Here is a 25,913-nt window from a genome sequence, read left to right as displayed (position 1 = left end):
GCTGAGGGCGTCGGCGCACAGCCAGACCTCGCCGCGGGCGCAGGCGGGGCAGGCGCCGCAGGAGGGCGCCCAGTTGAGGACGGCACCGTCGCCGGGCGAGACGTGGGTGACGCCCTCGCCGACGGCGACGACCGTGCCGGCTCCCTCGTGGCCGAGGACGGCCGGCACGGGCAGGCGCATGGTGCCGTTGGACAGGGACAGGTCGGAGTGGCAGACCCCGGCGGCGGCGAGCCGGACCCGGACCTGGCCGGGGCCGGGCTCGGGCAGCTCGATGCCGGTGATCTCCAGCGGGGCGTCGACGGCGGGCAGAACGGCGGCACGGACAGCCATGGCGGATGTGACTCCCCTAGAACTGGAGGGACTTCGTCTGGAGGTACTCGGTGAGGCCGTGGAGGCCGAGCTCGCGGCCCACGCCGGACTGCTTGTAGCCGCCGAAGGGGGCGAGCGGGTTGAAGCGGCCGCCGTTGATGTCGACCTGGCCGGTGTCCATACGGCGGGCGAAGGCCACCGCCTCAGCCTCGTCCCCGGCCCACACCGCACCCGCGAGGCCGTAGATGGTGCCGTTGGCGATGCGCAGGGCCTCGTCCTCGTCGTCGTAGCGCAGAATCGACAGGACCGGGCCGAAGATCTCCTCCTGGGCGATGGTCATGTCGGGCGTGACGTCGGCGAAGACGGTCGGGCTGACGAAGTAGCCCTTGTCGTGCGGGGATTCGGGGCCGCCCGCGACCAGGCGGGCGCCCTCGGCGACGCCCTTGTCGATGTAGCCGCGCACGCGCTGCTGCTGGGCGGCGTTGACGAGCGGGCCGATGCGGTCGCCGTACTTCGCGGCGGCGCTCGCGGCGAGCTCGACGGCCTCGTCGTACTGGTCACGGTGAACCAGCATGCGGGTCCAGGCGCTGCACGTCTGCCCGGAGTTGGACATGACGTTGGCGACACCGACGTTGACCGCGCGGGCCAGGTCGGCGCTGGGCAGGATCACGTTGGCGGACTTGCCGCCGAGTTCCAGGGCGACCTTCTTGACCATGCCGGTGGCGATGGCGCCGATGCGGCGGCCGACGGCGGTGGAGCCGGTGAAGGAGAGCAGGTCGATCTCGGGGTGTTCGGCGAGGGCCTGGCCGGCGACTGGGCCGAGACCGGTGACCAGGTTGAAGACGCCTGCCGGGATCCCGGCCTCGTGCACGGCCTCGGCGAAGAGGCGGGCGACCAGCGGGGTGTCCTCGGCGGGCTTGACGACGATGGTGCAGCCGGCGGCGAGGGCGGGGGCCACCTTGGCGACGATCTGGTGCAGCGGGTAGTTCCAGGGCGTGATCGCGCCGACCACACCGACCGGCTCGTGCAGGATCGTCGAGTTGCCGGCCTTCTCCTCGAAGGAGTACGTCCCGGCCAGCTCGGCGTAGGAGCCGGCGACGGCGATCGGGACACCGGCGTGCACGGTCTGGGAGAGCTTCAGCGGGGCGCCGAGTTCGGCGGTGACCGTCTCGGCGATCTCGTCCCGGCGGGCCGTGAGCTGGTCGCGCAGGGCGGTGAGGCGGGCGGCGCGCTCGGCGGGCGGGGTGGCGGCCCAGGCCGGGAGGGCGGCGCGGGCGGCCCGTACGGCGGCGTCGACGTCCTCGGCGGTGCCCGCGGGGACGGTGGCGATCACCTGCTCGTCCGCCGGGTTCACGACCTCGATCACATCCGGGCCGGCGGCGGGGCGCCAGGCGCCGTCGATGTACATGCCGTCGTATGCCTTCATCGCGCTTCCTCCGGGGCGGGGGCGTCGTCGTCCGGCACATAAACTAGCGATGTTAGTTTTCATGCGCCAGAGGGGACTGTGACGAGGAGGTCCCCGCCCCATCATCGGTCAGCGCGACACGGGGGCGACGGCCGCCCCGTCAACGCACGCGGTTGCCCGTTCCGCTGCCTCTCACTCCTCCAGGTCCGGCAGCCGCGAAGGGCTCGGGCAGATGCGTTCGCCGTGCTGGTCGAAGACGAACAGGTGGGCGAGGTCGACCAGGAGGGGGACCTGCATGCCGTGCTGGAGCCGGATGTCGGGGGTGGTGCGGACGATGAGGTCGCCGGGGAGGCGCGGCTCGGCGGAGGCGGGGGACGGCTCCGGCTCCGGGGGCTTCTCCAGCGTCGCGACGCCTCCCGTGCGCAGCGCCACGGCACGTTCGCGCAGCCGGTCGAGGACGGTCCCGTCGCGGCGGCGCCGTCGGTCGGGGCGGCCGGGGTGCGGGCGCGGGGCCTCCAGTTCCGGGACGACGGCGGGACTGGAGCCGGTGTTGAAGTGGACGAGGACCTCGTGCCCCTGGAACTCCACGTGCTCGACCAGGCCGGTGAGCGCGACCTCGCCGGGGCGGGCGGCGGCGGGCTTGGCGATCCGGACGGCCTCGGAACGCAGGCCCACGATCACCTCGCGGCCCTGCTGGACCCGCAGCAACTGGTGGTCCAGGGACAGCGGTTCGGGCAGCCGCAGGAACTGCTTGCCGAGGCTGATGCTCATCGCGCCGTCGAGGGGGGCGCGCACCAGGCCGCGCAGCAGGTTGATGCGCGGGGTGCCGATGAACGCGGCGACGAAGACGTTGCTCGGCAGCGCGTACACCGTGCGCGGGGTGCCGACCTGCTGAAGCACCCCGCCGCGCAGCACGGCGACCCGGTCGCCCAGCGACATCGCCTCGGACTGGTCGTGGGTGACGTACACGGTCGTGACGCCCAGCTCGCGGGTGAGCTGGGCGATCTCGGCGCGCAGATGGTTGCGGAGCTTGGCGTCCAGGTTGGACAGCGGCTCGTCCATCAGGAAGGCGGAGGGGTGGCGGGCGATGGCCCGGCCCATGGCGACCCGCTGGCGTTCGCCGCCGGACAGCTGGGCGGGGAAGCGGTCGAGGAGGTCCTCGATGCCCAGCATGCGGGCGGTGGCGTCCACGCGGGCGCTCGGATCCTCACCCGGGGCCTCGATACGCAGCGGGAAGCCGATGTTGTCCCGGCTGGTCATGCTCGGGTAGAGGGCGAAGTTCTGGAACACCATCGCCATGTCCCGCGCGGACGGCGGCAGTTCGTTGCACAGCTCGCCGTCCAGGAACAGGTTCCCCTCGTCGATGTCCTCCAGGCCGGCGATCATCCGCAGCACGGTGGACTTGCCGCAGCCGGACGGGCCGAGCAGGACCAGGAACTCGCCGGGGGCGATGTCCAGGGACAGCCGGTCCACCACGCGGACGCCTCGCGTATAGGACTTGCTCACGTCGTGCAGGGAGATGGCGCGTGTCATGAGGGTGCCCCCGGGGGCTCATCAGGGCGCTGGTGCTCCGCGGTCGGACGCCTCGTGCGGGTCGTACGGGGCGTGTGAGTCACGGAAGTTAACGGATTGTGCCCGGCCGGGGGAAGACACGTGACGGCAACTCGGGGGCGGCGTCCACCTGGTGAGAAAGCGGACGCCCAGATTCAGGGGCCCTCGGTCGTGGGCGTCGTTCACAGGCCCCTAATCGTCCGAGCCGCTGCTGCTCCCGCTCCTGCTGCTCGACCTCGACGAACGCGCCAGTGTCCGCACCACTTCGCCCATCACCAGCGTCACCGCCGCCACCCCGCGCACCCACCGCGGGCCGCCACGGGAGGCCCAGACGACGCAGACGCAGCCTCCGACGACTGCGACGACGATGGCGGCCAGGACGATCAGGCCCATGGTCTCTCCCCCTCTTGCACTGTGCGGTCGGCGTCATCCTTTCAGTAGGACGCCGGCGGCACGGCACCGGTCACCGGGGAGTCCGGCGCAACAGTCGGGTGCGCTCGGATCCCTCGGCCGGTGACCGGTCCTGCGCCGGGGCGACCGGTGAGCGCAGGGCCACCCCCGACGACAGCAGCAACAGCGCGCCCAGCATGACGAACGGGGCCGCGACGCCCGCCACCCCGGCGATCAGGCCCGCCGCCGCGGGCGCGGCGACCTGGCCCAGCCGGTTGCCGGTCAGGCGCAGGGCGAGGGCCGTGGAGCGGGCGCCGTCGGGGGAGCCCTGGACGACCGTCGTCATGGACAGCGGCTGGCCGACGCCCAGGCAGAAGCCGAGCACCGCCAGCATCAGTGCCAGCGCCCACACCGGCACCGGCAGCGCGATGCCCGCGCACAGCAGCGCGGCCAGCAGACAGGTCACCGTCAGCAGCAGCGTGCGGCCGAGCAGCCGCAGCAGCGGGGTGAGGACCAGCCGGCAGGCGATGGTGGCCGCGGCGCGCAGGCTGAGCAGCAGGCCGATGACGGCGGGGTCGATGCCGCGGTGCTCGCCGACCACGGGGAGATAGGCGGTGAGGATGTCGGTGGCGGACAGCACCGCCATGCTGATGAGGATGCCGCCCGGCACTCCCCTGGCCCGCAGGATGCGCCCGACCGGCACCCGGGCGCCCTGAGCCGTACGGGCCTTCCCGGACACAGGACGCTCGATGCGCCACAGCGAGGTGAACGCGACGGCCGCGCCCGCGCCCGCCACCAGCAGCGCCAGCGCGCTCGTACGGGCCATGTCGGCGCCGCCGATCAGTCCGCCCGCCGCGATCGGGCCGATCAGCTGGCCGAGCGAGGCACCGATGGTGAAGTGCCCGAAGTTGCGGTCCTGTTCGTGCGGGGCGGACTGGCGGGCGACCAGGGACTGGGCGCCGATGACGAAGCAGAGGTGGCCGAGGCCCATCACCCCGCTCCACAGGGCCATCGCCCACAGGGAACCGGCGAGACCGCTCAGTGCGCAGCCGCCGGATATCAGGACGACGCCGATGGGCAGCAGGGGCGCGCAGCGGCCGTGGTCGGTGCGCCGGCCGAGCGGTACGGCGGCGAAAAGGGGCAGCAGCGCATACACACCGGCGATGACACCGACCGCTCGCTCGTCCGCGCCCAGCGCGAGCGCCCGGTAGGAGACGGCGGGCCGGGCCATCGACACGGCCCCCTGCGCGAAGCTGAAGGCGATGACGAGGCGGAGCAGCCAGCCGCGGTTCCCACCGGGCGCCATGATCGGGTCCCTTCCGGACGTATGCGTTCCGTGTCTCAGATGATGCCGAACAGGATGCCCGCGCCGAGGATCAGCAGGCAGGTCAGGGCCGCCCACTTGACCACGAACCGGGTGTGGTCGCCGAACTCGACCTTGGCCATGCCGACCAGCACGTACACGGCGGGCACGAGCGGGCTGGACATGTGCAGCGGCTGGCCGACGAGGGAGGCGCGGGCCATCTCCAGCGGGGAGACCCCGTGCGCGGCGCCGGCCTCGGCGAGGACGGGCAGGACACCGAAGTAGAAGCCGTCGTTGGACATGAAGTAGGTGAGCGGCAGGCTCAGCAGACCGGTGACCAGCGCCATGTGCGGGCCCATGGCCTCGGGGATGACGTCCACCATCCACTTCGCCATGTGGTCGACCATGCCGGTGCCCTGGAGCACGCCGGTGAAGACGGCGGCGGCGAAGACCATGCCGGAGACGTTCAGGACGTTGTCGGCGTGGGCCGCGATACGGGCCTTCTGGTCGGGGATGTGCGGGAAGTTGACGGTGAGGGCGAGCGCGGCGCCGAGCAGGAAGAGCACCGGGATCGGCAGCAACTCCATGATCATGGCGGTGAGCAGCGCGACCGTGAGCAGCGCGTTGAACCAGTACAGCTTGGGGCGCAGGGTGGGGCGGTTCGGGTCGAGACCCTGGAAGCCGTCGTCCTCCCGCGTGTCGGCGTCCGCGTCCGCGTCGGTGCCGGAACCCGATCCGCCGACGGGCAGTGCACGCTTGCCGGTGCCGGCCGAGTCCTTGCCGGTGCCCGCGCCGACCAGCACCGTCTCGGTCTCCTCGGCGTTCTCCTTCACCAGTGCCTCGTCCAGCGTCAGCACGCCGAGCCGCTTGCGCTCGCGCAGACCGAGCACGTAGGCGAGGAAGAACACGCCCAGCAGACCGACCAGCAGCGCCGGGATCATCGGGACGAAGATGTCGCTGGCGTCGAGCTTCAGCGCGGTCGCGGCGCGGGCGGTGGGGCCGCCCCAGGGGAGGGTGTTCATCACGCCGTTGGCCATGGCGGCGACACCGGTCATCACGACCAGGCTCATCTTCAGGCGCTTGTACAGCGGGTACATCGCCGAGACGGTGATCATGAAGGTGGTGGATCCGTCGCCGTCCAGCGACACGATGGCGGCGAGCACGGCGGTGCCGACCACGATGCGCATCGGGTCGGCTTTGCAGAACCTGAGGATGCCGCGGACGATCGGGTCGAAGAGACCGACGTCGATCATCACACCGAAGTAGACGATCGCGAACATGAGCATCGCCGCGGTGGGGGCGAGGCTGGACACGCCGTCGATGACGTAGTCACCGAGGTGTGCGCCCTTGCCGACGACCACGCAGAACAGCGCGGGGATCAGCACGAGCGCCGCGATCGGCGACATCTTCTTCAGCATGATCAGGACCAGGAAGGTCGCGATCATGGCGAAGCCGAGGATGGTCAGCATGAGTGGACACCTAACGTTCGCCCTTGAACTCCCACCAGGGCCGGCGGTGCGACGACGTTAGGTGCCGCGAAGCTGCGTTAACAAGACGTTGACGTGCGAGCAATAAGCGCAAAACTGCTGGTCACAGCTTTGCACAGCTCACGGGGCCGCCACGGGGGAGACCTGGACCGGCACTCCGTTCAGCACGGCGTTGCCCGACAGCGGGTCGAGCAGGCTGCCGTCGAGGAGCTGGTTGACGTTGACGCCGGGCTCCTTCGCGGCGTGGCCGAGGCGGGTGCCGGGCCGGTCGTGGCCCCAGCCGTGCGGCAGGCTGACCACGCCCCGGCGCACGCTGTCGGTCACCTCCGCCGGGAGGGTCACCTCTCCCCCGGCGCCCTTCACGCGTACGTGCATGCCGTCGCGTACGTCGAGCCGCTCGGCGTCCTCGGGGTGCAGGTGGAGGGTGCAGCGGTTGGAGCCGCCGGTGAGGGCGGGCACGTTGTGCAGCCAGCTGTTGTTGGAGCGCAGATGGCGGCGGCCGACGAGGACGAGTCCGTCGGCGCGCTCGTCGAGGGCGGCACGCAGCCGGGGCAGGTCGGCGGCGATCGGCTCGGGCAGAAGCTCCACCTTGCCGCTGCGGGTCTTCAGGGGTCCCGGCAGGCGCGGACGCAGGGGGCCGAGGTCGATGCCGTGCGGGTGGTCGAGCAGCCTGGCGAGGCTGAGCCCGTCGGGTCGTACGCCGAAGCCGTCGCCGTACGGGCCGAGGCGCAGCATCATGTCCAGGCGCCGCTCGGGGCCGTTCTCACCGGTCAGCAGGCCGGCGAGTTCCTTCGGGTCGCGGCCGTGCACGGGGGAGTTCGGGTCCTTGACGGCCTTGCCGAGCGTCTGGTCGATCACCAGGGTGTCGACGGCGGACGGGTCGGCGCCGTGCATGCCGGTGGCGGCGAGGATCAGCCGGGCCAGGATCTCCGTCTCGGCCATGCGGCCGGGTTCCAGCGGGACGGCGGGGCGGGTGTAGCGGACCTGGTTGCGGATGGCGAGGGTGTTGAAGGCGAAGTCGTGGTGCGGGCTCTGCGCGGGCGGGGGCGGCGGCAGCACGACGTGGGCGTGGCGGGAGGTCTCGTTGAGGTAGGGGTCGACACTGATCATGAAGTCGAGCGCGTCCAGGGCCTGGTCGAGGCGGTTGCCGTCGGGTGCGGACAGCACCGGGTTGGCGGCGACGACGATCAGGGCGCGCACGGGTTCGCCCTCGTCGGTGACGGTGTCGATCTCCTCGGCGAGCGCCGACAGGGGCAGCTCGCCCTTGGCCTCCGGGTGGCGGGAGACGCGGGAGTGCCAGCGCCCGAGGGCGAAGCCGCGGCCGGGTCCGGCGGGGCGGGGGGTCTTGTCGGTGGCGGCCTGCGGGAAGAGGGCGCCGCCGGGGCGGTCGAGGTTGCCGGTGAGGATGTTGAGGACGTCGACCAGCCAGGAGGCGAGGGTGCCGTGCGGGACGGTGCAGCTGCCGATGCGGCCGTAGACGGCGGCGGTGGGCGCGGCGGCGAGTTCGCGGGCGAGGGCGCGGATGGTGTCCGCGTCGACGTCGCAGGCGCCGGCGACGGCCTCGGGGGTGAAGTCCCGCAGCGCCACGCGGAGTTCGTCGAGTCCGTGCAGGTGCGGTGTCAACGCGCCCGGGGCGGCGAGGTCTTCGTCGAAGAGGGTGTACGCCGTCGCCGCGAGCAGCAGGGCGTCCGTGCCGGGGCGGACGGCGATGTGCCGGTCGGCGAGGCGGGCGGTGCGGGTGCGGCGCGGGTCGATGACGGTGAGGGTGCCGCCGCGGGCCTTGAGCGCCTTGAGGCGGCCGGGGAAGTCGGGTGCGGTGCACAGACTGCCGTTGGACTCCAGGGGGTTGGCGCCGATCAGCAGGAGGTAGTCGGTGTGGTCGAGGTCCGGCACGGGGATGGCGCCCGCGTCGCCGAAGAGCAGTCCGCTGGAGACGTGCTTGGGCATCTGGTCGACCGTGGAGGCGGTGAACAGGCTCCGGGTGCCGAGTCCGGCGATGAGCAGGGGCGGGTAGAGGGCGCCGGCCATGGTGTGGACGTTGGGGTTGCCGAGGACCACACCGACGGAGTTCGGCCCGTACCGTTCGACGACGGGCCGGATGCCGGCGGCGATCGCGTCGAAGGCCTCCTCCCAGGTGGCCTCGCGCAACTCGCCGTCGACCCGCACCAGCGGGGTGCGCAGCCGGTCGGGATCGCCGTCCACGGCCGGGAAGGCGGCGCCCTTGGGGCAGATGAAGCCCTGACTGAAGACGTCGTCGCGGTCTCCCCGGGCGCGGGTGACCTTGCCCTCCTCGATCGTGAGCGTCAGGCCGCAGGTGGCCTCGCACAGGGGGCAGATGCGCAGAGCGGTGCGGGACACGGGTCCTCCCGGGTACGGCGGCGGCGATGACGCGCGGACGAGCCGAGCATACCGACCGGTATGCATGGAGGGGAGGGGTCAGTCGAAGAGGACCGGGCCCGTGCGGGTGCCGACGATCAGCTCGCCGGTGGGGGCCGCGGTGAGGGCTGTGCACGGGGAGGGAAGTTCGACCGTGCGGTGGATTGTGCCGTCGTACGTGCCGACCTCGGCCAGTGTGGTGCCGTCCGCTACGGCGTAGGACCTTCCGCCGGGCAGCAGGGCGGCGTGCCCCGCGAACACCTTCATCGCGTACTCGTGGGTGACCGGCGGTTCGGGGGCGGGGCCGCGGCGCGGCAGCCATCGGGGTCTCGGCCTGCGGTGCGGGGGAGGCAGTTCGCCCCACGTGCTGAAGCGCCCGCTCAGCTCGGCCCACGGGACGATCCTGGAGCGGTACGCGCCGATCAGCAGCAGTTCGTCCCCGCCCGGTGGACCGACGGCCATCACATGGACCAGGCTGTCGTCCCGAAGCCACAGGGACGTCCATCGGCGGGTGGTCGTGTCCAGGACCCGTACGGCGTCGTCGCGGGATTCCACGAGAACCAGGAGACGACCGGCACACTTCACCAGATGCGGATCGGCTTCCGTCGGATCCCCGTCGGCCGGGGTCCAGTACGGCTGGTCGGGAAACGGCCCCCGGGCCACGTCGTGGACGCAGACGCGCCTGTTCACGTGGACGGACAGCAGCGACTGCGCGCCGGAGCCGTCCGGCACCACCGCCAGCCGGGCTCCCGCGTGCTGGTGGGGCACGGGGGTGACGAGCGGCCGGCCGGCGGAGGCGACGGTACCGCCGGTACCGAAGTCCCAGTACTCCAACAGGCCGTAGTCGCTGCGGGAGAACAGCAACGGCCGTACCGCCCGGCCGGGTGAGCGCCAGGCCACGGAGGCCAGCTGTTCCACAGCGCTGTGGTCGACCGGCCGCAGCCGCCGCACCAGCTCGCCCCGCGCGCCGTCACGCACCTGAAGCGATCCGTCGGCGGCGCCCACGACGACCAGTGGTCCCCCGTCCTGCGGCACGGCCGCGACGGCGGACACGGGCCGCACCTCGTCCACGGCCTCCACCACCTGCCGGCCCTGGTCCGTGTCGCGCAGCCACCAGACCTTGCCGGCGTCATCCCCGCACAGCACTCCCTCCTCGGCCGCGTACAACGAGGCGGCGGACTCGGGCATACGGCGCTCCCAGCCGTCGGCATACGCGACCAGGCGGTGATCGGTGCCGAAGCCGACCAGCCCCGTCGGCGTGTAGGCCAGCCCGCCCACGTGGCCCCGGTGAGCGGGCCGCGGGGGGCCCAGCGGTCTGCAGGTGGGCAGCGACCACTCGCGCACCGTGCCGTCGGCTCCGCCGACCGCCAGCCGCCCCGAACCGTCGGGGGTGAGGGCCAGGGCGGTGGTCCACCCCGGTGCCTCGGGCAGCGGGCCGTAGACGAACATGCGGCCCGCGCCCACGTCCCAGCACACGATCCGGCCCGAGTCGGTGCCGGCCACCAGTACGTCCCGGTCCCCCACACGCCCGGCGGTCACGGACGTGACGATGTCGGGCACGGTGAACTCCTGCTCGGCGACCGGCAGTCCGTCCCGCAGGACGAGAACCTTGACGCGTCCGCCGTACTCGCCCGTCGCGACGAAGTCCCGGCCGTCACAGGTGCGTCCCGTGGTGGCGCTGCTGAGCAGCGGGTCTCTCCACAGACCCGGATCGAGCACCTCGCGCCGCCACAGCTCGTGTCGCCGGGCCAGGTCCCAGCAGCGGATCTGGTCGTCCGCGCCGACGCTGACCAGGGCGGGCTCACCCGACGGGCCGCGGATCTCGCCCAGCGCGAGCACCGGGCGGTCGTGCGCGGTGACGGAGACCGAGTCCGCCGCGTGAACGGTGGGCCAGAACCGTACGACGCCGTCCGAGCCGCCGACGCACAGGGTGCCGCCCGCCCGGCACACGGCGGTCGCGGAGTGCCACAGGACCTGACCGCCGAGCCGTTCCCCGGTCACGAGGTCGTACAGCTGCAGACCGCGCCGGTTGCCCTGGACGGCCACGCAGGCGTTCGCTCCCAGGTCGAAGGTCTCGACCCGGACGAGCAGGCCGGCGTCGACGCGCTGCGGCAGTCCGATGGGGCGTCCGCTGTCCAGGTCGACGCGATGCAGTTGCCCGTCGGCCGTCACCACGGCCACGATCCACTGCCGTCCCACGCGGTGCGCCGCGAGCGAGGCGACGGCGTGGCTGCTCGTCAGGAGGGTGCGGACGGGGCCCGTGACGGGAGAGGTCAGGCGGACGGTGCCGTCCGCGCCGGCGGTGAGGAGCAGCCGTCCCTGTGGATGGCCGGCCAGGGAGTCGACGTGCGTGACGGCGCCCTCGTGGCCGGTGGCCGTCCCGGCACCGGGGCGCTTCTCCTGGACGTCGTACGGCAGGACGCTGCCGCTCTCCAGGCCGAGCAGGATTTCCGGGCCGGCCGGTCCGGCGGGGGCGGCGCACGCGGTGACACGGGTTCCGGGTATCGCGAACGCGACGGGCTCGTCGGACGTCAGTCTGTCGCTCCGCTTCTCCCAGTCCTGGATGTCCCAGCTGTACAGCGAGCGGCGCTGCCGGCGGGTGAGCGGAGGATAGCGCCGGGACCTCCCGAGTCGGTGGACCAGGACGTGTCCGCGACCGAACCGCAGGGCCGCGACGGAGGGTTCGCCGTCGGCACCGGCGAGCAGCACCACCTGCTCCGGTGTGTCCGGGATCCGCCTCTCGGGCTCGAGGTCGAAATCGGGGCTCGGCGGCAGCACCCACGCCCGGTGCTCGGTCGCGCTCCACAGATGCAGCACCCGCGCATGACTTCTGGTCCGTATGTCGCCCCGGTCCAGCATGAGATCGAGGTCCTCGTCCATCGCCGCCGCCGTGCCCGGCAGTTGAGGAGGAGCGGTCAGGGTGATCGGCCACCAGCTCGCCGTCGCATGCCGGCGCGGGCGCGAGATGCTGCCGTCGTCCAGGTCGACCCAGGCCGACCCCTGCCGGGAGGTCAGATCGAGGAAGGCGGCGCCGGTGGTCTCGGACGGGACCACGATCCCCCGGCCGGTTCCGATGGACATCCCCGCGTACCGCCGCGCCCCGTGCTCCGGGTTCCAGGCCGCCCACCGGGCCCGCCACGGCAGCCTCCCCTCCCCCGCGTCGCACGAGTCCGCCAGCACCTGCGCCTTCCGGCACACCGCCCGCAGCCGGAGCCGTGCCCGCGCCTCCGGGTCCCCGCGCCTCCGTCCCTCCCACCGGCGCAGCTCGTTCTCCAGGTCCCGTACCGCCTGCCCGGCCCGGCGCCCCTCGGGGCTCCGCAGGCCCGGCAGCGCCGCCAGCAGCTGACCGGGCTCGGAGCGCAACACGAAGCGCGCGTCCTGGACCAGCGGGTCCAGCACTCCGCCCTCTCCCGCGTGCAACGCCAGATACCGCCAGGTGTAGGGGTGCTCGAACTCCCGCAGCACCTCCGTCACCGTCCGCTGGATCCGCTCGGTGTCCCGGCCCTCCCGCAGGTATTCGATCAGCGCCCGGTGATACACCCGGTACACCGAGCCGCCGTCCTCCACCGTCTCCACGACGTACGAGCCCGCCGCCTGCCTGAGCCACACGACGTCGTCGTCGCCGTACGGACGGCCCGTGATCGCCGACGCCAGCCGTGGCCATACGCCCGCCCAGGGCAGGCCCGCTCCCTGGGCGTAGGCGAGCGGGAGGAGGAGGTCGCGGGCGCGGGCGGCCTCGGGGCCCAGCCGCTGGGTGAGGTCCCTCTCCATCGCCTCGCCCGGCAGCCGCGGGAGTTGCTCGCGCCACCGCCGGTCGTACGGGTCCGGCGGTGCGGGTTCCCGGGCGATCGTGAGGGCCGTGATCCGGGCCACCAGGAACGAACGTCCCGCCGCCTCCGCGACCGCCTCGGCGATCGCGTCCACCAGGTCGGGCGCGGTGGACCCCTGTGCGCACAGCAGCTTCCGGGCGTAGGCGCGGACCGCGTCCGGGTCGGCGCAGCGCTCGGAGTCGAGGTCGATGCGCGGTGCGGTGGCGGGCAGCAGGCGCGCTATGTGAGGGCGGGCGCCGGTCAGCAGGCGTAGGGGGAGGCGCCGTTCGGGGTCGGTCAACGGGGTGATCAGTTCGTCCACCACCTCGTGCGGGGCCAGCGCCTCGTCCAGGGAGTCGATGAGCACCACCAGCGGGGCCGCCCTGGTCTGGAGGTGGGCCGTGAGCGCACCCAGGGACTCCGCCGCGCAGCCCGCCGCCGCGGACAGGGCGTCCAGGATCTGCCGGGTCGAGAGGTGGGCGGCGTTGATCCGCTCGTCGACCGCGCCCGGGGCGGGCAGGGCCTCGGGCAGTCCGGCGCGCGGGACGGAGGCCCTGCGCAGCGGGTCGGTGAGGACGGCCACCAGCCCCAGCAGGGACGACTTTCCGGAGCCCGGGTCACCGGTCACCACGCACAGCCGTTCGTCCGCCCGCTCCGGCGCCAGCCACCGCGTGACGTCGGCGAGCGCCCTGTGCCGGCCGGTGAAGTTCCAGACGTCCTCGGTCGGTACGTCCGTGCCGCGCGCCCTGGGCAGGAAGAAGCCCCGCATGTCCTGCTCCCGGGCTCCTCTCTCCCGGGCCCCGAGTGCCACGATCCGGTCGATCTCCTCCAGGCGGAGTCCGTCCGCGTCGGGGATGTGGCGCGGGTTGGGGAGGAAGGCCGGGATGTCGCCCGTGGCGTGGGTCAGGGACCACACCGGGCGTTGCGCGCGCGGGACTTCGGGGTCGCTGCGGATCGCCGCCATGACGTGTTCGAGGCTGATGTGCGCAGGGGCGTGACCTGCCGTGGCCCGACGGCGCACCGCGCGGTCGAAGGCGGCGGACAGGGCGCCGGTGTAGGACTCCTCCTTGCGGCGGGACGAGGAGATGAGGACGAGCCCCGTGCTGCCGTGCTCGGTGACCGGCTCCCGGAAGCGGCGGGCCTCCAGCGCGGTCCGCAGCGCACGGTCGGCGCCCTCCTCCGCGTAGCAGGCGTCGATCAGCACGAGCAGCCGCTCGATCTCGGTGTCCTCCCACAGCTGGGCGACGAGGTCCTCGGTGGGCAGGGCCGTGCGCGGCAGGTTGCGTGCGTCGCTGTCGTGGAGCAGGAGGTAGTGCCGGCCGCTGTGCTCGGCCGTGACCCCGTGGGTGGCGAGGTAGAGGACGACGTAGTCGCCCGGTCCGCGGTCAGGGGCGCCGGCAAACGCCCCCAGTGCGTCCAGAAGCTGGTTCCGGGTCGGGTCGAGGCCGAGTTCGGCGCCCCTGACATAGCCGAGCTCTCCCAGGAAGAGCTCCTCCATCCTCCTGACGTCGTCGGCCAGTTCGGGGCGCTCCGCCTCGGGGTGCGCCGCCACGTCCGTGACGGCGGTGGCGATCAGGAAGCGGCGCCCGGACGCCTCAGCCGAGGCCGCAGCCATCGGTCACCGCCCGGCCGGCCTGCGGGGTGTTGAGGTAGCGGGTCGCGTCGTGGGCATGGCTGCCGTTGTGGACGAGGTGACAGGCGACACGGTCGCCGAAGAGCGGCCGCAGGTCCTTCACCAGGGCCACGACGTCCCCCTGGTCCGCGATGTTCGTCCATGCGGTGACCCCGCCGGGCCAGGCGCCGGGCTTGCGCAACCGGTCGTGGACGAGGTGGCGGATACCGAGCGGCGAGCCCAGCGTGAGCAGGGAGCGCACCGGCCATTCCGGGTGGTCGCACAGTGCCTCGTAGGCGACGACGCTGCCGAGGGAGTGGCCGACGAGAACGCGGGTGCGGTCGGTGACGGCGGCGGCCACTCGCTCCTGGACGGCGTCGCGTACGGCCGGGTCGCACAGGTAGGCGCGGACCTGCTTGAGGTCCAGCACCAGGCTGCGCAGGGCGACCGAGGCGAAGAAGCGGGACCGGCTGAGGGCGTTGAGGGCACGCTGCACGGTCTGCGGGGTGCGGGCCAGGGTCCGGGCGTCGGGTGGCAGGACGGACTCGTCCGTGCGGGCGGCTTCCGCCCAGAGCGCGAGCAGGAGTTCGGTCTCGAAGCCCTCGTCGACGTCGGAGGCGCGCAGGGGCGGGTCGAGGAGAGTCAGCGTGCGGCCGGGCGGCCGGAACAGGTCGCCGTAGAAGACGCAGCTCACGTCCTCCGCGGGCAGGGGGGAGGCGGCCCCGGCGCGGAGCTGGCCGTCGGCGATCGCCGGGTGCCATGCAGCGTGCAACTGCCGTTCTCCGGCGTACTGTTGACCAATCCCGTGGATGCAGACCACTCGCGTCATGGCGTCCCCCCATGTGCGCCCCGAGGATCTGATCACCTTAGCAACGGGCGCCACTCGGAACGGCGTCAGTCCAGGACCCGCGCCAGATACGCCCGCAGCATCTCGCGCAGTTCCTCGATGACCTGCTCGTCTCCTTCGGGTGTCAGCCGGAACGCGAGGTGGATGAGGCCGTCGGCCGTTTCGACGGCGATGAGGATGGTGCGGCGGAGATTGTCGTCCGGGGTGCGGCGGAGATAGGCGGCCAGCAGGTCGGTGAGGCGGTCGGCGACGCGGTGGTTGGGTTCGGTGCGGTGGGTACCGACCGGTATCTGGTTGCCGAAGTCGACCAGGGAGAAGCCGGGGGCGGTGCGCTTCATGTCCAGGTACTCGTCGATCACGACGTCCATCGCATAGCGCCAGCCGCGGTCCCCGGCGCCCTTGAGGCGGTCGGTGACGCGTGCGGTGAAGCGCTCCAGGTTGCGCTGGGCGAGCGCGTCGGCCATCTGGCGTTTGTTGCCGAAGAAGCGGTAGACGGAGCCGATGGGCACACCGGCCCGCTGGGCGACGGCGCGGGTACTCAGGTCCTCGTAGCCGACCTCGTCGAGGAGGTCGGCGCAGGCGTCGAGGATCCTGGCCAGCCGTTCGGCGCTGCGCCGCTGTACGGGCGCACGGCGGAGGGGGGTCGCGTGGGGCACGGGCCTCATGATGCCCGCTCGCCCGGACCGGGTGAACCTCGCCCTCCGCTCCGGAGGGGGTTGCCGTTCTCGTCCGCGGGGTTTGCGGCGTTGGAGGCATTGGCGCCGTTGGCGGCGGGTTGCGCGGCGTCTGTCGACGTCAGGGTCGGCTTCGAGACCGTGACGTCCGCCGTGCTCTCCACCGGCTCGCCGTCCACGGCCCATACCGAGCCGTCGTCGGCGTAGAGGCGGGCGGTGACGTGGTGCGTGCCGCGCGGGAGCATGCGGGCGGACAGGTGGTACTCGGGGGTGCGCAGCCGGGCGACGAGGCGGTCGTCGACGTAGAGGTGCGCGATGCCGCGGCCGGCCTCCGCCCGCTTCGGCGCCCCCTGCGGCGAGAGGCGGAAGTCGCGCAGGGTCAGGCGTACGTCCCAGCCGCCGTCGGTGTCGGGCGTGACCTCGACGCGGACCTCGGGGGCGTCCTCCTCGTCCACCTCGCGATAGGGCCGCCCGTCGGGGTCCCGGTCGTCCAGGAGCTCGCCCACCGGCGAGGGGGAGGCAGCGTCCCGCTCCTGGGCGTCACGGGAGGCGCAGCCCGCGGTTCCGGCCAGAGCGACCACACAGACCGCGAGCGCGGTGATGAGTCTCCGCGTCCTCGACATGACCGGGAGCGTAGAACACGGGTACGACGCCGCGGATCCACCTGGAGTCGGGTTCGGCGTCCTCCGCCGAGAGGAGGAGAGGGCGACACCCGCATCCGGATCGCGCGGCCCTCTTGCGCCGGGGAAAACGCAATCCTACGGTGTTGCATAGGAATCAGGTCCTGAGCCGCAAGGGAGCAGCGAACATGAGCGGGGACTCGCGCAAGGTCGCCGAAGCACTGACCTATCTGTCCGGCTTCGGCAACGAGCACAGCTCCGAGGCCGTGCCCGGCGCCCTGCCCGTGGGCCGCAACTCGCCGCAGCGCGCGCCGCTCGGGCTGTACGCGGAGCAGCTGAGCGGTACGGCGTTCACCGAGCCGCGGGCGCACAACCGGCGCTCCTGGCTGTACCGGATCCGCCCGTCGGCCGCCCACCCGGCGTTCACCCGCACCGGCAACGGCGCCCTGCGCACCGCGCCCTTCACGCAGACGGCACCCGACCCCAACCGGCTGCGCTGGAACCCGCTGCCGGAGCCCGGGCCGGGCACGGACTTCCTGGCCGGTCTGTGGACCCTGGGCGGCAACGGCGACGTCACGCAGCGCACCGGTATGGCCGTGCACCTCTATCACGCCACCTCCTCCATGGACCGGGTCTTCAGCGACGCGGACGGTGAGCTGCTGATCGTCCCGGAGCGCGGCGGGCTGCTGCTGCGCACCGAGTTCGGGCTGCTGCATGTGGAGCCGGGACACATCGCGCTGATCCCTCGTGGGGTGCGCTTCCGTGTGGAGCTCCTGGACGAGTCTGCCCGCGGTTATGTGTGCGAGAACTATGGCGCCGGATTCCGTCTCCCCGACCTCGGCCCGATCGGCGCCAACGGGCTGGCGAACGCGCGGGACTTCCAGGCTCCGGTGGCGGCGTACGAGGACGTCGAGGGCCCGGTGGAGGTGGTGAACAAGTTCTGCGGCAACCTGTGGTCGGCCACGTACGACCACTCCCCCCTGGATGTCGTCGCCTGGCACGGCAACTATGTGCCGTACGTCTATGACCTGCGCCGTTTCAATGTGATGGGCACCATCTCCTACGACCACCCGGACCCGTCGATCTTCACGGTGCTGACCTCGCCGAGCGACACCCCCGGGCTGGCCGGGGTGGACTTCGTGGTGTTCGCGCCGCGCTGGCTGGTGGGCGAGGACACCTTCCGGCCGCCGTACTTCCACCGGAACGTGATGAGCGAATACATGGGGCTCATCGAGGGCGCCTACGACGCGAAGGCAGAGGGATTCGTGCCGGGCGGCGGCTCGCTGCACAACATGATGTCGGCGCACGGTCCGGACCGGGAGACGTTCGACCGGGCGAGCGCGGCGGAGCTGAAGCCGCAGAAGATCGACGACGGGCTGGCGTTCATGTTCGAGACGCGCTGGCCGGTGACACTGACACCGCAGGCGGCCCGCGCGGAGCATCTGCAGCAACGCTACGACGACGTATGGCAGGGCCTCGAACGCCACTTCAGGGACCAGTGATGCCGTACGCCTCCTCCGTCTCCCCCGTCCACGCATTGCACTGAGCGTTCCCGACCGGTACGGATAGCCCGTGACCTCCTTCGCTCCGGATTCGATCGTCCTGAACCGCAAGCTGCCGCTCTGGTATCAGGTGTCGCAGTCGCTGCGCGCCTCGATCCTCGGCCGCTCGCCGCAGGACCCGCTGCGGCTGCCCACCGAGGAGCAGTTGGCGGGGCACTACGGGGTGAGCGTGCTGACCATGCGGCAGGCGCTGAAGGAGCTGGAGGACGAGGGGCTGATCTCCCGGCACCGCAGGCGGGGCACGTTCATCGAGCCCGATGCCCGCAGGGGCTCCCCGGTACGGCTGCTGGGCTCGGTGGACGCCATCGTCGCCCAGCAGTCCGGCATGACGACGGAGCTGCTCGAACACGGCCCCGCGCCGGTGCCGGCGGAACTCGCCGAGTACTTCCCGGACTTGACCGAGGCGGCGACGTATCACCGGCTGCGCAGCGACGAGAAGACGGGTGAGCCGACCAACCACGCCCGCAACTACGTCCGTCCGGAACTGGCCGAGCGCATCGACCTGGACGACCTGGTGCGCTGGCCGATGACCAAGGTGCTGCGGGATGTCGTCGGGGTCGACATCAGCCGCATCACGGACACGGTGGAGGCGCGGCTCGCGGACCCGGAGACGGCACGGCTGCTCCGGGTGCCGCTGCTCAGCCCGATCCTGCACTACACGGGCATCACCTACGACACCGAAGGGCGCCCGCTGGACGTGGCCGTCATCAATTACCGGGGCGACCGCTTCTCCTTCACGGTCACGCTGGACGCCACCTGATCCGCGTGTCGGCGGCAGGTCGTACGATGCCCTGCGTGACGCACGACGACGCTCCGCTGCTGGCGGACCTCATGCCGTGGTCCGTCGCACCGCCGCGGCTCGGCCGGGGCTGGCCGGCGGGCCCCGACGCGGCGTCCCTGAAGGCGCGTTGGGCCGCACTGGTCAAGGCGGAGGGCCCCGACCGCGAGGCCCTCTTCCAGCCGACGCGCTCGCGCACGCTGCACACGGCGGTCGGCCGCCTCCCGGGCGGCAGCGGCGGCACAGAGCGCCTGTCCCGCGCCACAGGCCCCTGCCCGGACCCGGTCCGCGTCCTGTACGCCCCCTTCGACGAACAGTGGCTCATCCCCGACCACCGCCTGATCGACACGGCCCGCCCGGAGCTGTGGCGGGTGTGGGACGAACAGCAGGTCTTCGCGGTGGAGACGCCCACCGACTCCCCCGGCCCTGTCCTCCTCGCCACCTCCCTGCTCCCCCTCCTCCGCCCCGGCCCCGTCCGGCCGCTGTACCGGCGCCCCGGTGGCGCGGAGCCCAATCTCGCGCCCGGGCTGCTGGAGCACCTCGCGGAGCTTCACGGCCGGGAGGTCACCGCGCTCGACGTCCTCGCCTGGATCGTGGCCGTCGTCCGTCCCACGCCTCGCGGGCTCGCCGTACCGCTCACCGGGGACGACGACGCGTGGGCGCGGGGTGTGGAGGTCGGGCGGCGGATGCTGTGGTTGATGCGGCGCGACGGGGAGCGTCCGAAGCTGCCCGGTGGGCGTCGCCCCTATGTGCGCGCACCACTGCCGTCCCGTCCGCTGACCGTGCGCTACGACCACGACGAGGAAGCTCTGTTTCTCGACGAGGGCCGTATCTCCCCCGTGCCTCCGGAGGCCTGGGACTTCGAGCTGGGCGGCATCCGTGTCCTGGAGCAGTGGTTCACGGCCCGCACGGCCCCGGCCGAACCGGGCACCCTGTCCGCGATCCGCCCGGCGACCTGGCCCCAGAGCTGGACCTCGGAACTCCTGGAGCTGATCACGGTCCTGGCCCTGCTCGCGGAACTGCGCCCGCAGCAGGCGGCGTTGACGGTCCCCGGCCCCGTTACCGCCACGGCCCTCCACAAGGCCGGCATCCTCCCGCCCGCGCCCTCCACCCGCCGCCCCGCCTCGGTCCTGGACGCCCACGAGGAGGGCCCGGAGGGTCAACTGGCGCTCATCTGACGGCGCGTGCCCCTCTCTGACGCCGCCGGCCCCTCACGGCCGGGGCGCGAACCCGTCGAGCACCCGCCCGAGCGCCCGCTCGAACACCGCCTCCAGATCGATGGGCCCCGCGTTCTCGGCGAGGGCCGCCGCCATCCTGGGGTACTCCCCCGTCGCGATCCGGTCGCTCAGGTACGCGATCCGCATGGCGTTCTCCTGCTCCTCGGACCAGGGCAGGGAGCGGGTACGTTCGGCGGTGGCGAGCTCGTTGGCGACGTACGTCGTGACGACGCCGTTGAGCATCGCGATCAGTTCCATCTTCGTGCCGTAGGACACGGGCAGCGGGTCGAGGCAGGCCAGGCAGTGCTCGAGATAGCGCAGGGCGTGGGGGCTGAAGCCGTACACGGGTGACATCAGCCGGGGCAGCCAGGGGTGGCGGTGCATCAGGTCCCGGGTCTGGTGCGCCACCCGGAGCATGTCCGCCCGCCAGTCGCCCGACGGCTCCCACAGTTCGTGCTCGGCGCCCGCCGCGTCCACCATCAACTCGTACAGGTCCTCCTTGCGGGGGACGTAGTTGTAGAGGGACATGGTGCCGCAGCCCAGTTCGGCGGCGATGCGGCGCATGGAGACCGCGTCCAGCCCCTCGGCGTCGGCGACCCGCACGGCGGCCGCCGCGATGTCGGCCCTGGTGTACGCCGGCCGGGGTCCACGGCCGGTGCGCTCGGGGCGCGCCCAGATCACTTCGGGTTCGGCCGCTCGGCCCGCCATCGGTCATCACCTCGCCCACCATCCTAGTTACGTACACCGTACGTAGTGCGCTATGGTCGCACCATGACTACTACGTACGCTGTACTTAGTGAGGGTCTGGAAAAGCGGTTCGGGGAGGTGCGCGCCCTGCGCGGGCTGGATCTCGCGGTCGCCGAGGGCACGGTGTGCGCGGTCCTGGGGCCGAACGGCGCGGGCAAGACGACGGCGGTACGGCTGCTGACCACACTGCTGCGCCCCGACGCGGGCTCGGCGCGGGTCGCCGGATGCGACCTCGTCCGCGAGGCCGCCGCCGTACGGCACAGGATCGGGGTCACCGGCCAGGACACCTCGATCGACGGTGACCTCACCGGACGCGAGAACCTGCGGCTGTTCGCCCGGCTGCACCGGGTGCGCGGGGCCGCCGGGCGGGCCGCGGAGCTGCTCGACCGCTTCGGGCTGGCGGAGGCGGCCGACCGGCCCGCGTCCGGCTGGTCGGGCGGGATGCGCCGCCGGCTGGATCTGGCCGCGAGCCTGATCCGCCGCCCCGAGGTGCTGTTCCTGGACGAACCCACGACCGGCCTCGACCCGGCCAGCCGCACGCTCATCTGGGACGCGGTGCGCGAACTGACCGGCCAGGGCACGACGGTGCTGCTCACCACGCAGTATCTGGAGGAGGCCGATCGGCTCGCCGACGACATCGCCCTGGTGGACCGCGGCAGGGTCGCCCACACCGGATCGCCTGACCAGCTCAAGGATCGGATCGGCGCGTACGCGGAGGTCGTGGTCGCCGACGCGGACGCGCTGGTGAGGGCGGCCGGGGTGCTGGACCGGCTCACCGGCGCCGAGCCGTCGCTCGACCGGGAGCGGAACGCGGTCGGCGCCGTCACGAGGGACCGGACGCTCACCCTGCCCCGCCTGGTGCGGGCGCTGGACGCGGCGGGCGTACCGCTGCTGGACGCGACCCTGAGGCCGCCCACCCTCGACGACGTGTTCCTGCGGCTGACGCGGCCCTCCGCCCACCTCATCGACGACAAAGAGCGTGCCGTATGAGCACGTTGGCGTACGACGGCTGCGCGCTGCTCGGCCGGCAGCTGCGGCGGATGCGGAACAACCCGGGGCTGCTGATCCTCACCCAGACGATGCCGGTCAGCATGCTGCTGTTCTTCGGCTATGTCTTCGGCAGCGCGCTCGCCGTGCCGGGCGAGGCGTACCGCTCGTTCCTGGTGCCGGGGCTGCTGGTGGCGACCGCGGCCGGCGGGGTGATGACCGGGATGTTCCAGTCCGCGCAGGACGTGCACCGCGGGGTGACGGACCGGTTCCGCACACTGCCGGTGAGCCGGGCCGCGGTGCCGGTGGGGCAGGCGGTGGCGGACGTGGTGGTGACCGCCGCCGGGACGCTGCCGTTCCTGCTGGTGGGGCTCGCGGTGGGCTGGCGCGTGGAGGGGAGCGCGCTCGCCGCGGTGGGGGCCGTGGGGCTGTTGCTGCTGTTCCGGTTCGCCTGTGTGTGGGTGGGGATCTTCCTCGGGCTGCTCACCCGGAACGAGGAGGCGGCCGGTCAGCTGGGTGGTGCGACCTTCCTGCTGCCGCTGCTGTCCAGTGCGTACATCCCGACGGACGGGCTGCCCGGTCCGCTGCGCACGGCGGCGGAGTGGAATCCGATCAGCGCGGTCGCGACGGCGCTGCGGGACCTGTTCGGGAACGCCCCGGTGCCCGAGGGCGCCGCCTGGCCGGTGGCGCACCCCGTGGCGGGATCCCTGGGCTGGTGCGTGGTGCTGCTCGCGGTGTTCGTACCGCTCGCGGTACGGCAGTACGCGCACGGGAAGCGGTGACGAGCGCGGGCCGGAGCGGGCAACGCCGGCGGGCCCCCCGGTTCACTGCCGGGTGGGACCGGGGGCGCCGGCGCGGCGCGGTGCGTGGGTCAGCGGCCGCCGAACAGGGTGCGGCGCAGACGGCGCAGGGGGGCGAAGAGGGAGACGCGGCTGGTGCGGGCGCGGGCGCCCCGTGCGCCTCGGTCGCGCGCGGTCAGCTCACGCATCAGCGAGGTCGCCTCCGCCGTCTCGCGCTGGGGGACGGCGGGTCCGGCCAGCACCGAGAGATGGCGGTCGAGGCGCGAACTGCTCGCGCTGCTCCCGCAGGTGATCGCAGGGACCCTGGCCCTGCTGCGCACTGTTATCTGTTCCATGTCACTCCCCACCCGTACGAGTCCACCCGGCCCGGGCAGGGTAACCCTATCGCCCCGTCCCGGCACTCGTGTATCGAGGTCACAGGATTCACCTTCCCCATAAGGGTGTTGACGAACACCCAGCGATTACTCTCCGAATCCGACTGCTTCCAGGGCGAGTTGCACAATGGGCTGGGTAGTGGGCTGTGGTGACCCTCCGTCAGGTTCGACGGTCACGGCGAGTGACGTCGCCGAGGTGTCGAGACCGGACGCCACCAAGGGCGTGTCGCCCTCGAAGAGCCCGAGGGAGCGCGGTTGTGCGTCCGGGCGCATGAGCCACAGCTGGCGTACGCGCCCGTCCGGCGGTTCGCCGTAGCCGCCCAGGGTGACGATCGCGCTCTCCGCCGATGCGGAGGCGATCACTCCGATCGTGCGGCCCCGGGCGTCCCGGCCGGTGCTCGCACGGGCGTCCGGGGCGGCGAGAACGTGGGCGATCTCACGTGACCGGTCGCGTTCGGCGTTCAGCTGCTCCTGGGTGCGGTTCGCCTGGACGCCGAACAGGGCGGCGACGACCAGGGCCGCGGCGGCGGTGACCGTCGGGGTCTGATGGCCGAGCGCGGTTCGCAGTTCGTCGATGTTGGCGCCCGCGTAGGTGGACCAGGTCAGTCCGGTCGCGGAGAGGAAGACGAACCCGGCGGCGGCCCAGAGGCCGACGCTGCCGTGCAGGCCGAGGGTGCGGCGCCGTCCGCTGGTGCCGCGCACCTTGCGCAGGGCGCGGCGCCGGGAGAGCCACAGCACGACGCCGCCACCCGCGATCACCCACAGCCAGCTGGCGGCGAACTCGCTGTACAAGCGGCCCGTTTCGCCGAGGTGGAGGTCGCGGTGGAACTCGTCGATCCAGGTGCGCAGCGGCAGGGCGCCGGTGGAGCCGTACTGTTCGAGGGCGCCGCGCACCTCGGCCGTGTACGGGTCGACGAACACCGCGAGGGTGTGGTCGGGGTCGACGCCCGGTACACCGGACAGCATCACCCTGGTGGTGGCGTCCGCCTCGGGTGAGGGGCGTACGGCGGAGACGGTGCCCTGGGGGTGGGCCTTGCGGGCGGCGGCGACCTGCTCGGACACGGGCAGCTTGCGGTCGCCGACGGGGACGGTCAGCTCATGGTCGTAGACGATCTTCTCGGCCTGGAAGGAGGCGGCGTAGAGCAGGCCGGTGAGGGCGGCGACGAGGAGGAAGGGTGCCACCACGACGCCCGCGTAGAAGTGCAGGCGCAGGATCAGCGGGCGCAGGGTGGCCCAGTTGCTCTTTCTCGGTGGGGTGGCGGCGGGTTGGGGAGCCTCGTCCGTGGTGGTCGAGGGAGCGGTGGTCATCGGTGGGGTTCTCCCGTGGCGTGTTTCCGACCTTGGTGATGCAGTAGTCGGGGCGCGGGGGCGCCGAGTTCCCGCGCCGCGTGTGTGACCTGCGCCACAGGGGTCGCCGGGTGTGCCGTTCGCGCATGGCATGCTGGCGCGATGGGAACCCCCGGACCTCGCGTACCGCTCGCCGAACGGGTGGAGGAACTCCTCTCCGCGCCCGGCCCGTTGACCGTCGTCGCAGCCGGTGATCCGGTGCTGCGGCGCCGCAGCGAGCCGTTCGACGGACAGCTGGAGCCCGCGCTGCTGGCCCGTTTCGTGGAGGCGCTGCGCGTCACGATGCACGCGGCGCCGGGAGTGGGCCTGGCCGCACCGCAGGTCGGCGTTCCGCTGCGCATCGCGGTGATCGAGGATCCCGCCCCGGTCCCGGAGGACGTACGCCGGGCACGCGGGCGTACCCCGCAGCCGTTCCGGGTGCTGGTCAACCCCGCGTACGAGCCGGCCGGTCCCGAGCGGGTCGCCTTCTACGAGGGCTGCCTGAGCGTCCCCGGGTACCAGGCGGTGGTGTCGCGTCCCGCTGCGGTGCGGCTGACCGGGCAGGACGAGCACGGCCGCCCTCTGGACGAGGTGTTCTCCGGCTGGCCCGCGCGGATCGTGCAGCACGAGACAGATCATCTCGACGGCGTCCTCTACCTGGACCGCGCCGAACTCCGCTCGCTGTCGTCGAACCAGGCGCTGGCGGAACGCTGGCCGCAGCCGACCCCGGAACTGGCCGCAGGGGCGCTGGGGTTCGAGCTGCCGTAGCCCGCACGCCGCGGCGCGAGCCACCTGGGGTGCCCGGAAAATCGGCTGCACCCTCTCCGCCCGCCGCGTTACCGTGACCGCATGTCTACGCCCCGAATCTCCTAGCCGAGGACCCGCTCTCACGCCACCCGTGTGTCCTCTTGCTTGTTCGGAGCGTCTTCTCATGATCACCGTTCGTGATGCCGACGTGCGCGTCGGTGCGCGTCTGCTGCTGTCCGGCATCTCCTTCCACGTCTCACCCGGCGACCGCGTGGGCCTGGTGGGGCGCAACGGCGCCGGAAAGACCACCCTGCTCAGCGTCCTCGCCGGTGTGCTGCGGCCCGCCGCCGGGACCGTCACCCGCGTCGGCGACGTCGGCCACCTCCCGCAGGACTCCCGCGCCGGGGACCAGTCGGTCACCGTCGCCGACCGCGTCCTGTCCGCGCGCGGCCTCGACCGTGCCGTACGGGCGCTGCGCCGCGCCGAGGAGGCGATGGCGGACGGCACCGAGCGGTCGATGAACGCCTATGTGCGCGCGGAGGCCGATTTCCAGGCGCGCGGAGGGTATGCGGCGGAGGCCGAGGCGGCCCGGGTGGCCGCCGGTCTGGGACTGCCGTCCGCGCTGATGGACCGCCCGCTCGCCACGCTCTCCGGTGGGCAGCGCCGGCGGGTGGAGCTGGCCCGGATCCTGTTCGCGGGTCACGACACCCTGCTGCTGGACGAGCCGACGAACCACCTGGACACGGACGCGATCGGCTGGCTGCGCGGCTTTCTGGCCGGCCATCAGGGCGGGCTGGTGATGATCAGCCACGACACGTCGCTGCTCGCCGCCACCGTGAACCGGGTCTTCCATCTCGACCCGCGGCGCGCCGCGCTGGACGTCCACAACACCGGCTGGGACGCCTATCTGGCCCGGCGGGACGCGGACGAGCGGCGGCGCAGGCGCGAGCGGGCCAACGCCGAGCGCAAGGCGGCGTCGCTGCACGCGCAGG

At 72.7% G+C, this 25,913-nt stretch carries 21 protein-coding genes; 7 read left to right on the top strand and 14 right to left on the bottom strand.

Annotated elements, in window-relative coordinates; all coding sequences use genetic code 11:
- From N4P33_RS14460 to N4P33_RS14410, 11 genes are all read right to left on the bottom strand, one after another.
- A partial coding sequence (locus N4P33_RS14460; RefSeq protein WP_260826904.1) for an alcohol dehydrogenase catalytic domain-containing protein occupies nucleotides 1-330 on the bottom strand: 330 nt, incomplete at its 3' end.
- A gap of 16 nt (nucleotides 331-346) precedes the next feature.
- A complete protein-coding gene (locus N4P33_RS14455) occupies nucleotides 347-1,735 on the bottom strand; it encodes an aldehyde dehydrogenase family protein (RefSeq protein WP_260826902.1) in 1,389 nt (462 codons plus the stop codon).
- Nucleotides 1,736-1,906: 171 nt separating this feature from the next.
- Nucleotides 1,907-3,247, bottom strand: coding sequence for an ABC transporter ATP-binding protein (locus N4P33_RS14450; protein ID WP_260826900.1), 1,341 nt, complete (start codon nucleotides 3,245-3,247; stop codon nucleotides 1,907-1,909).
- 210 nt (nucleotides 3,248-3,457) lie between these two features.
- Nucleotides 3,458-3,658 carry a hypothetical protein gene (locus tag N4P33_RS14445; protein WP_260826899.1) on the bottom strand — a complete coding sequence of 67 codons (201 nt, stop codon included), beginning with the start codon at nucleotides 3,656-3,658 and terminating at the stop codon, nucleotides 3,458-3,460.
- A 70-nt stretch (nucleotides 3,659-3,728) separates the two neighbouring features.
- A complete protein-coding gene (locus N4P33_RS14440) occupies nucleotides 3,729-4,961 on the bottom strand; it encodes an MFS transporter (RefSeq protein WP_260826897.1) in 1,233 nt (410 codons plus the stop codon).
- 35 nt (nucleotides 4,962-4,996) lie between these two features.
- The gene (locus N4P33_RS14435; protein ID WP_260826895.1) at nucleotides 4,997-6,427 is read right to left on the bottom strand and encodes a CitMHS family transporter; all 1,431 of its coding nucleotides are present in this window, start codon (nucleotides 6,425-6,427) and stop codon (nucleotides 4,997-4,999) included.
- A 138-nt stretch (nucleotides 6,428-6,565) separates the two neighbouring features.
- Nucleotides 6,566-8,803 carry a molybdopterin oxidoreductase family protein gene (locus tag N4P33_RS14430; protein WP_260826893.1) on the bottom strand — a complete coding sequence of 746 codons (2,238 nt, stop codon included), beginning with the start codon at nucleotides 8,801-8,803 and terminating at the stop codon, nucleotides 6,566-6,568.
- A gap of 78 nt (nucleotides 8,804-8,881) precedes the next feature.
- Complete coding sequence (locus tag N4P33_RS14425; protein WP_260826891.1) at nucleotides 8,882-14,245, bottom strand: caspase family protein; 5,364 nt, start codon at nucleotides 14,243-14,245, stop codon at nucleotides 8,882-8,884.
- Nucleotides 14,226-15,071 (bottom strand): alpha/beta fold hydrolase, encoded by an 846-nt coding sequence (locus tag N4P33_RS14420; RefSeq protein WP_260826889.1) that lies wholly within the window; start codon nucleotides 15,069-15,071, stop codon nucleotides 14,226-14,228. Before N4P33_RS14420 ends, N4P33_RS14425 begins: the two co-directional genes overlap by 20 nt.
- A 65-nt stretch (nucleotides 15,072-15,136) precedes the next feature.
- A complete protein-coding gene (locus tag N4P33_RS14415; protein WP_260826887.1) occupies nucleotides 15,137-15,754 on the bottom strand; it encodes a TetR/AcrR family transcriptional regulator in 618 nt (205 codons plus the stop codon).
- A complete protein-coding gene (locus N4P33_RS14410) occupies nucleotides 15,751-16,386 on the bottom strand; it encodes a hypothetical protein (protein ID WP_260826885.1) in 636 nt (211 codons plus the stop codon). The genes N4P33_RS14415 and N4P33_RS14410 overlap by 4 nt, the downstream gene beginning before the upstream one ends.
- Before the next feature lie 185 nt (nucleotides 16,387-16,571).
- On the opposite strand from N4P33_RS14410, the gene hmgA reads away from it, so the two are divergent.
- The 3 genes from hmgA (at nucleotide 16,572) to N4P33_RS14395 (ending at nucleotide 19,901) form a co-directional block, all read left to right on the top strand.
- Nucleotides 16,572-17,885 (top strand): homogentisate 1,2-dioxygenase, encoded by a 1,314-nt coding sequence (gene hmgA / locus N4P33_RS14405; protein ID WP_260826883.1) that lies wholly within the window; start codon nucleotides 16,572-16,574, stop codon nucleotides 17,883-17,885.
- A 70-nt stretch (nucleotides 17,886-17,955) separates the two neighbouring features.
- Nucleotides 17,956-18,705 carry a GntR family transcriptional regulator gene (locus N4P33_RS14400; RefSeq protein WP_260826881.1) on the top strand — a complete coding sequence of 250 codons (750 nt, stop codon included), beginning with the start codon at nucleotides 17,956-17,958 and terminating at the stop codon, nucleotides 18,703-18,705.
- A gap of 26 nt (nucleotides 18,706-18,731) precedes the next feature.
- The gene (locus tag N4P33_RS14395; protein WP_260826879.1) at nucleotides 18,732-19,901 is read left to right on the top strand and encodes a type ISP restriction/modification enzyme; all 1,170 of its coding nucleotides are present in this window, start codon (nucleotides 18,732-18,734) and stop codon (nucleotides 19,899-19,901) included.
- Nucleotides 19,902-19,934: 33 nt separating this feature from the next.
- On the opposite strand, the gene N4P33_RS14390 is transcribed toward N4P33_RS14395, so the two are convergent.
- Nucleotides 19,935-20,648: a TetR/AcrR family transcriptional regulator gene (locus tag N4P33_RS14390; RefSeq protein WP_260826877.1), complete on the bottom strand. Its 714-nt coding sequence runs from the start codon at nucleotides 20,646-20,648 to the stop codon at nucleotides 19,935-19,937.
- A 63-nt stretch (nucleotides 20,649-20,711) separates the two neighbouring features.
- On the opposite strand from N4P33_RS14390, the gene N4P33_RS14385 reads away from it, so the two are divergent.
- Both N4P33_RS14385 and N4P33_RS14380 read left to right on the top strand, forming a co-directional pair.
- A complete protein-coding gene (locus tag N4P33_RS14385; RefSeq protein ID WP_260826875.1) occupies nucleotides 20,712-21,677 on the top strand; it encodes an ATP-binding cassette domain-containing protein in 966 nt (321 codons plus the stop codon).
- A complete protein-coding gene (locus tag N4P33_RS14380; protein WP_260826873.1) occupies nucleotides 21,674-22,456 on the top strand; it encodes an ABC transporter permease in 783 nt (260 codons plus the stop codon). Before N4P33_RS14385 ends, N4P33_RS14380 begins: the two co-directional genes overlap by 4 nt.
- An 89-nt stretch (nucleotides 22,457-22,545) precedes the next feature.
- On the opposite strand, the gene N4P33_RS14375 is transcribed toward N4P33_RS14380, so the two are convergent.
- Nucleotides 22,546-22,809 (bottom strand): hypothetical protein, encoded by a 264-nt coding sequence (locus N4P33_RS14375; RefSeq protein WP_260826872.1) that lies wholly within the window; start codon nucleotides 22,807-22,809, stop codon nucleotides 22,546-22,548.
- A gap of 126 nt (nucleotides 22,810-22,935) precedes the next feature.
- Entirely contained in the window at nucleotides 22,936-24,156 is a 1,221-nt protein-coding gene (locus N4P33_RS14370) for a PepSY-associated TM helix domain-containing protein (RefSeq protein WP_260826871.1), read from the bottom strand.
- Between the two features lie 141 nt (nucleotides 24,157-24,297).
- Between N4P33_RS14370 and N4P33_RS14365 the strand changes: the two genes are divergently transcribed.
- On the top strand, nucleotides 24,298-24,942 hold the full coding sequence (locus N4P33_RS14365; protein ID WP_260826869.1) for a peptide deformylase: 645 nt from the start codon (nucleotides 24,298-24,300) through the stop codon (nucleotides 24,940-24,942).
- A gap of 163 nt (nucleotides 24,943-25,105) precedes the next feature.
- On the top strand, nucleotides 25,106-25,913 hold an 808-nt coding region (locus tag N4P33_RS14360), incomplete at its 3' end, for an ATP-binding cassette domain-containing protein (protein ID WP_260826867.1).

Origin of the sequence: Streptomyces sp. 15-116A, assembly GCF_025290915.1 — a bacterium.
Taxonomy (GTDB): domain Bacteria; phylum Actinomycetota; class Actinomycetes; order Streptomycetales; family Streptomycetaceae; genus Streptomyces.
The sequence above is the reverse complement of the archived record's forward strand: the minus strand, read 5'-3'. Positions and strand labels throughout refer to the sequence as shown.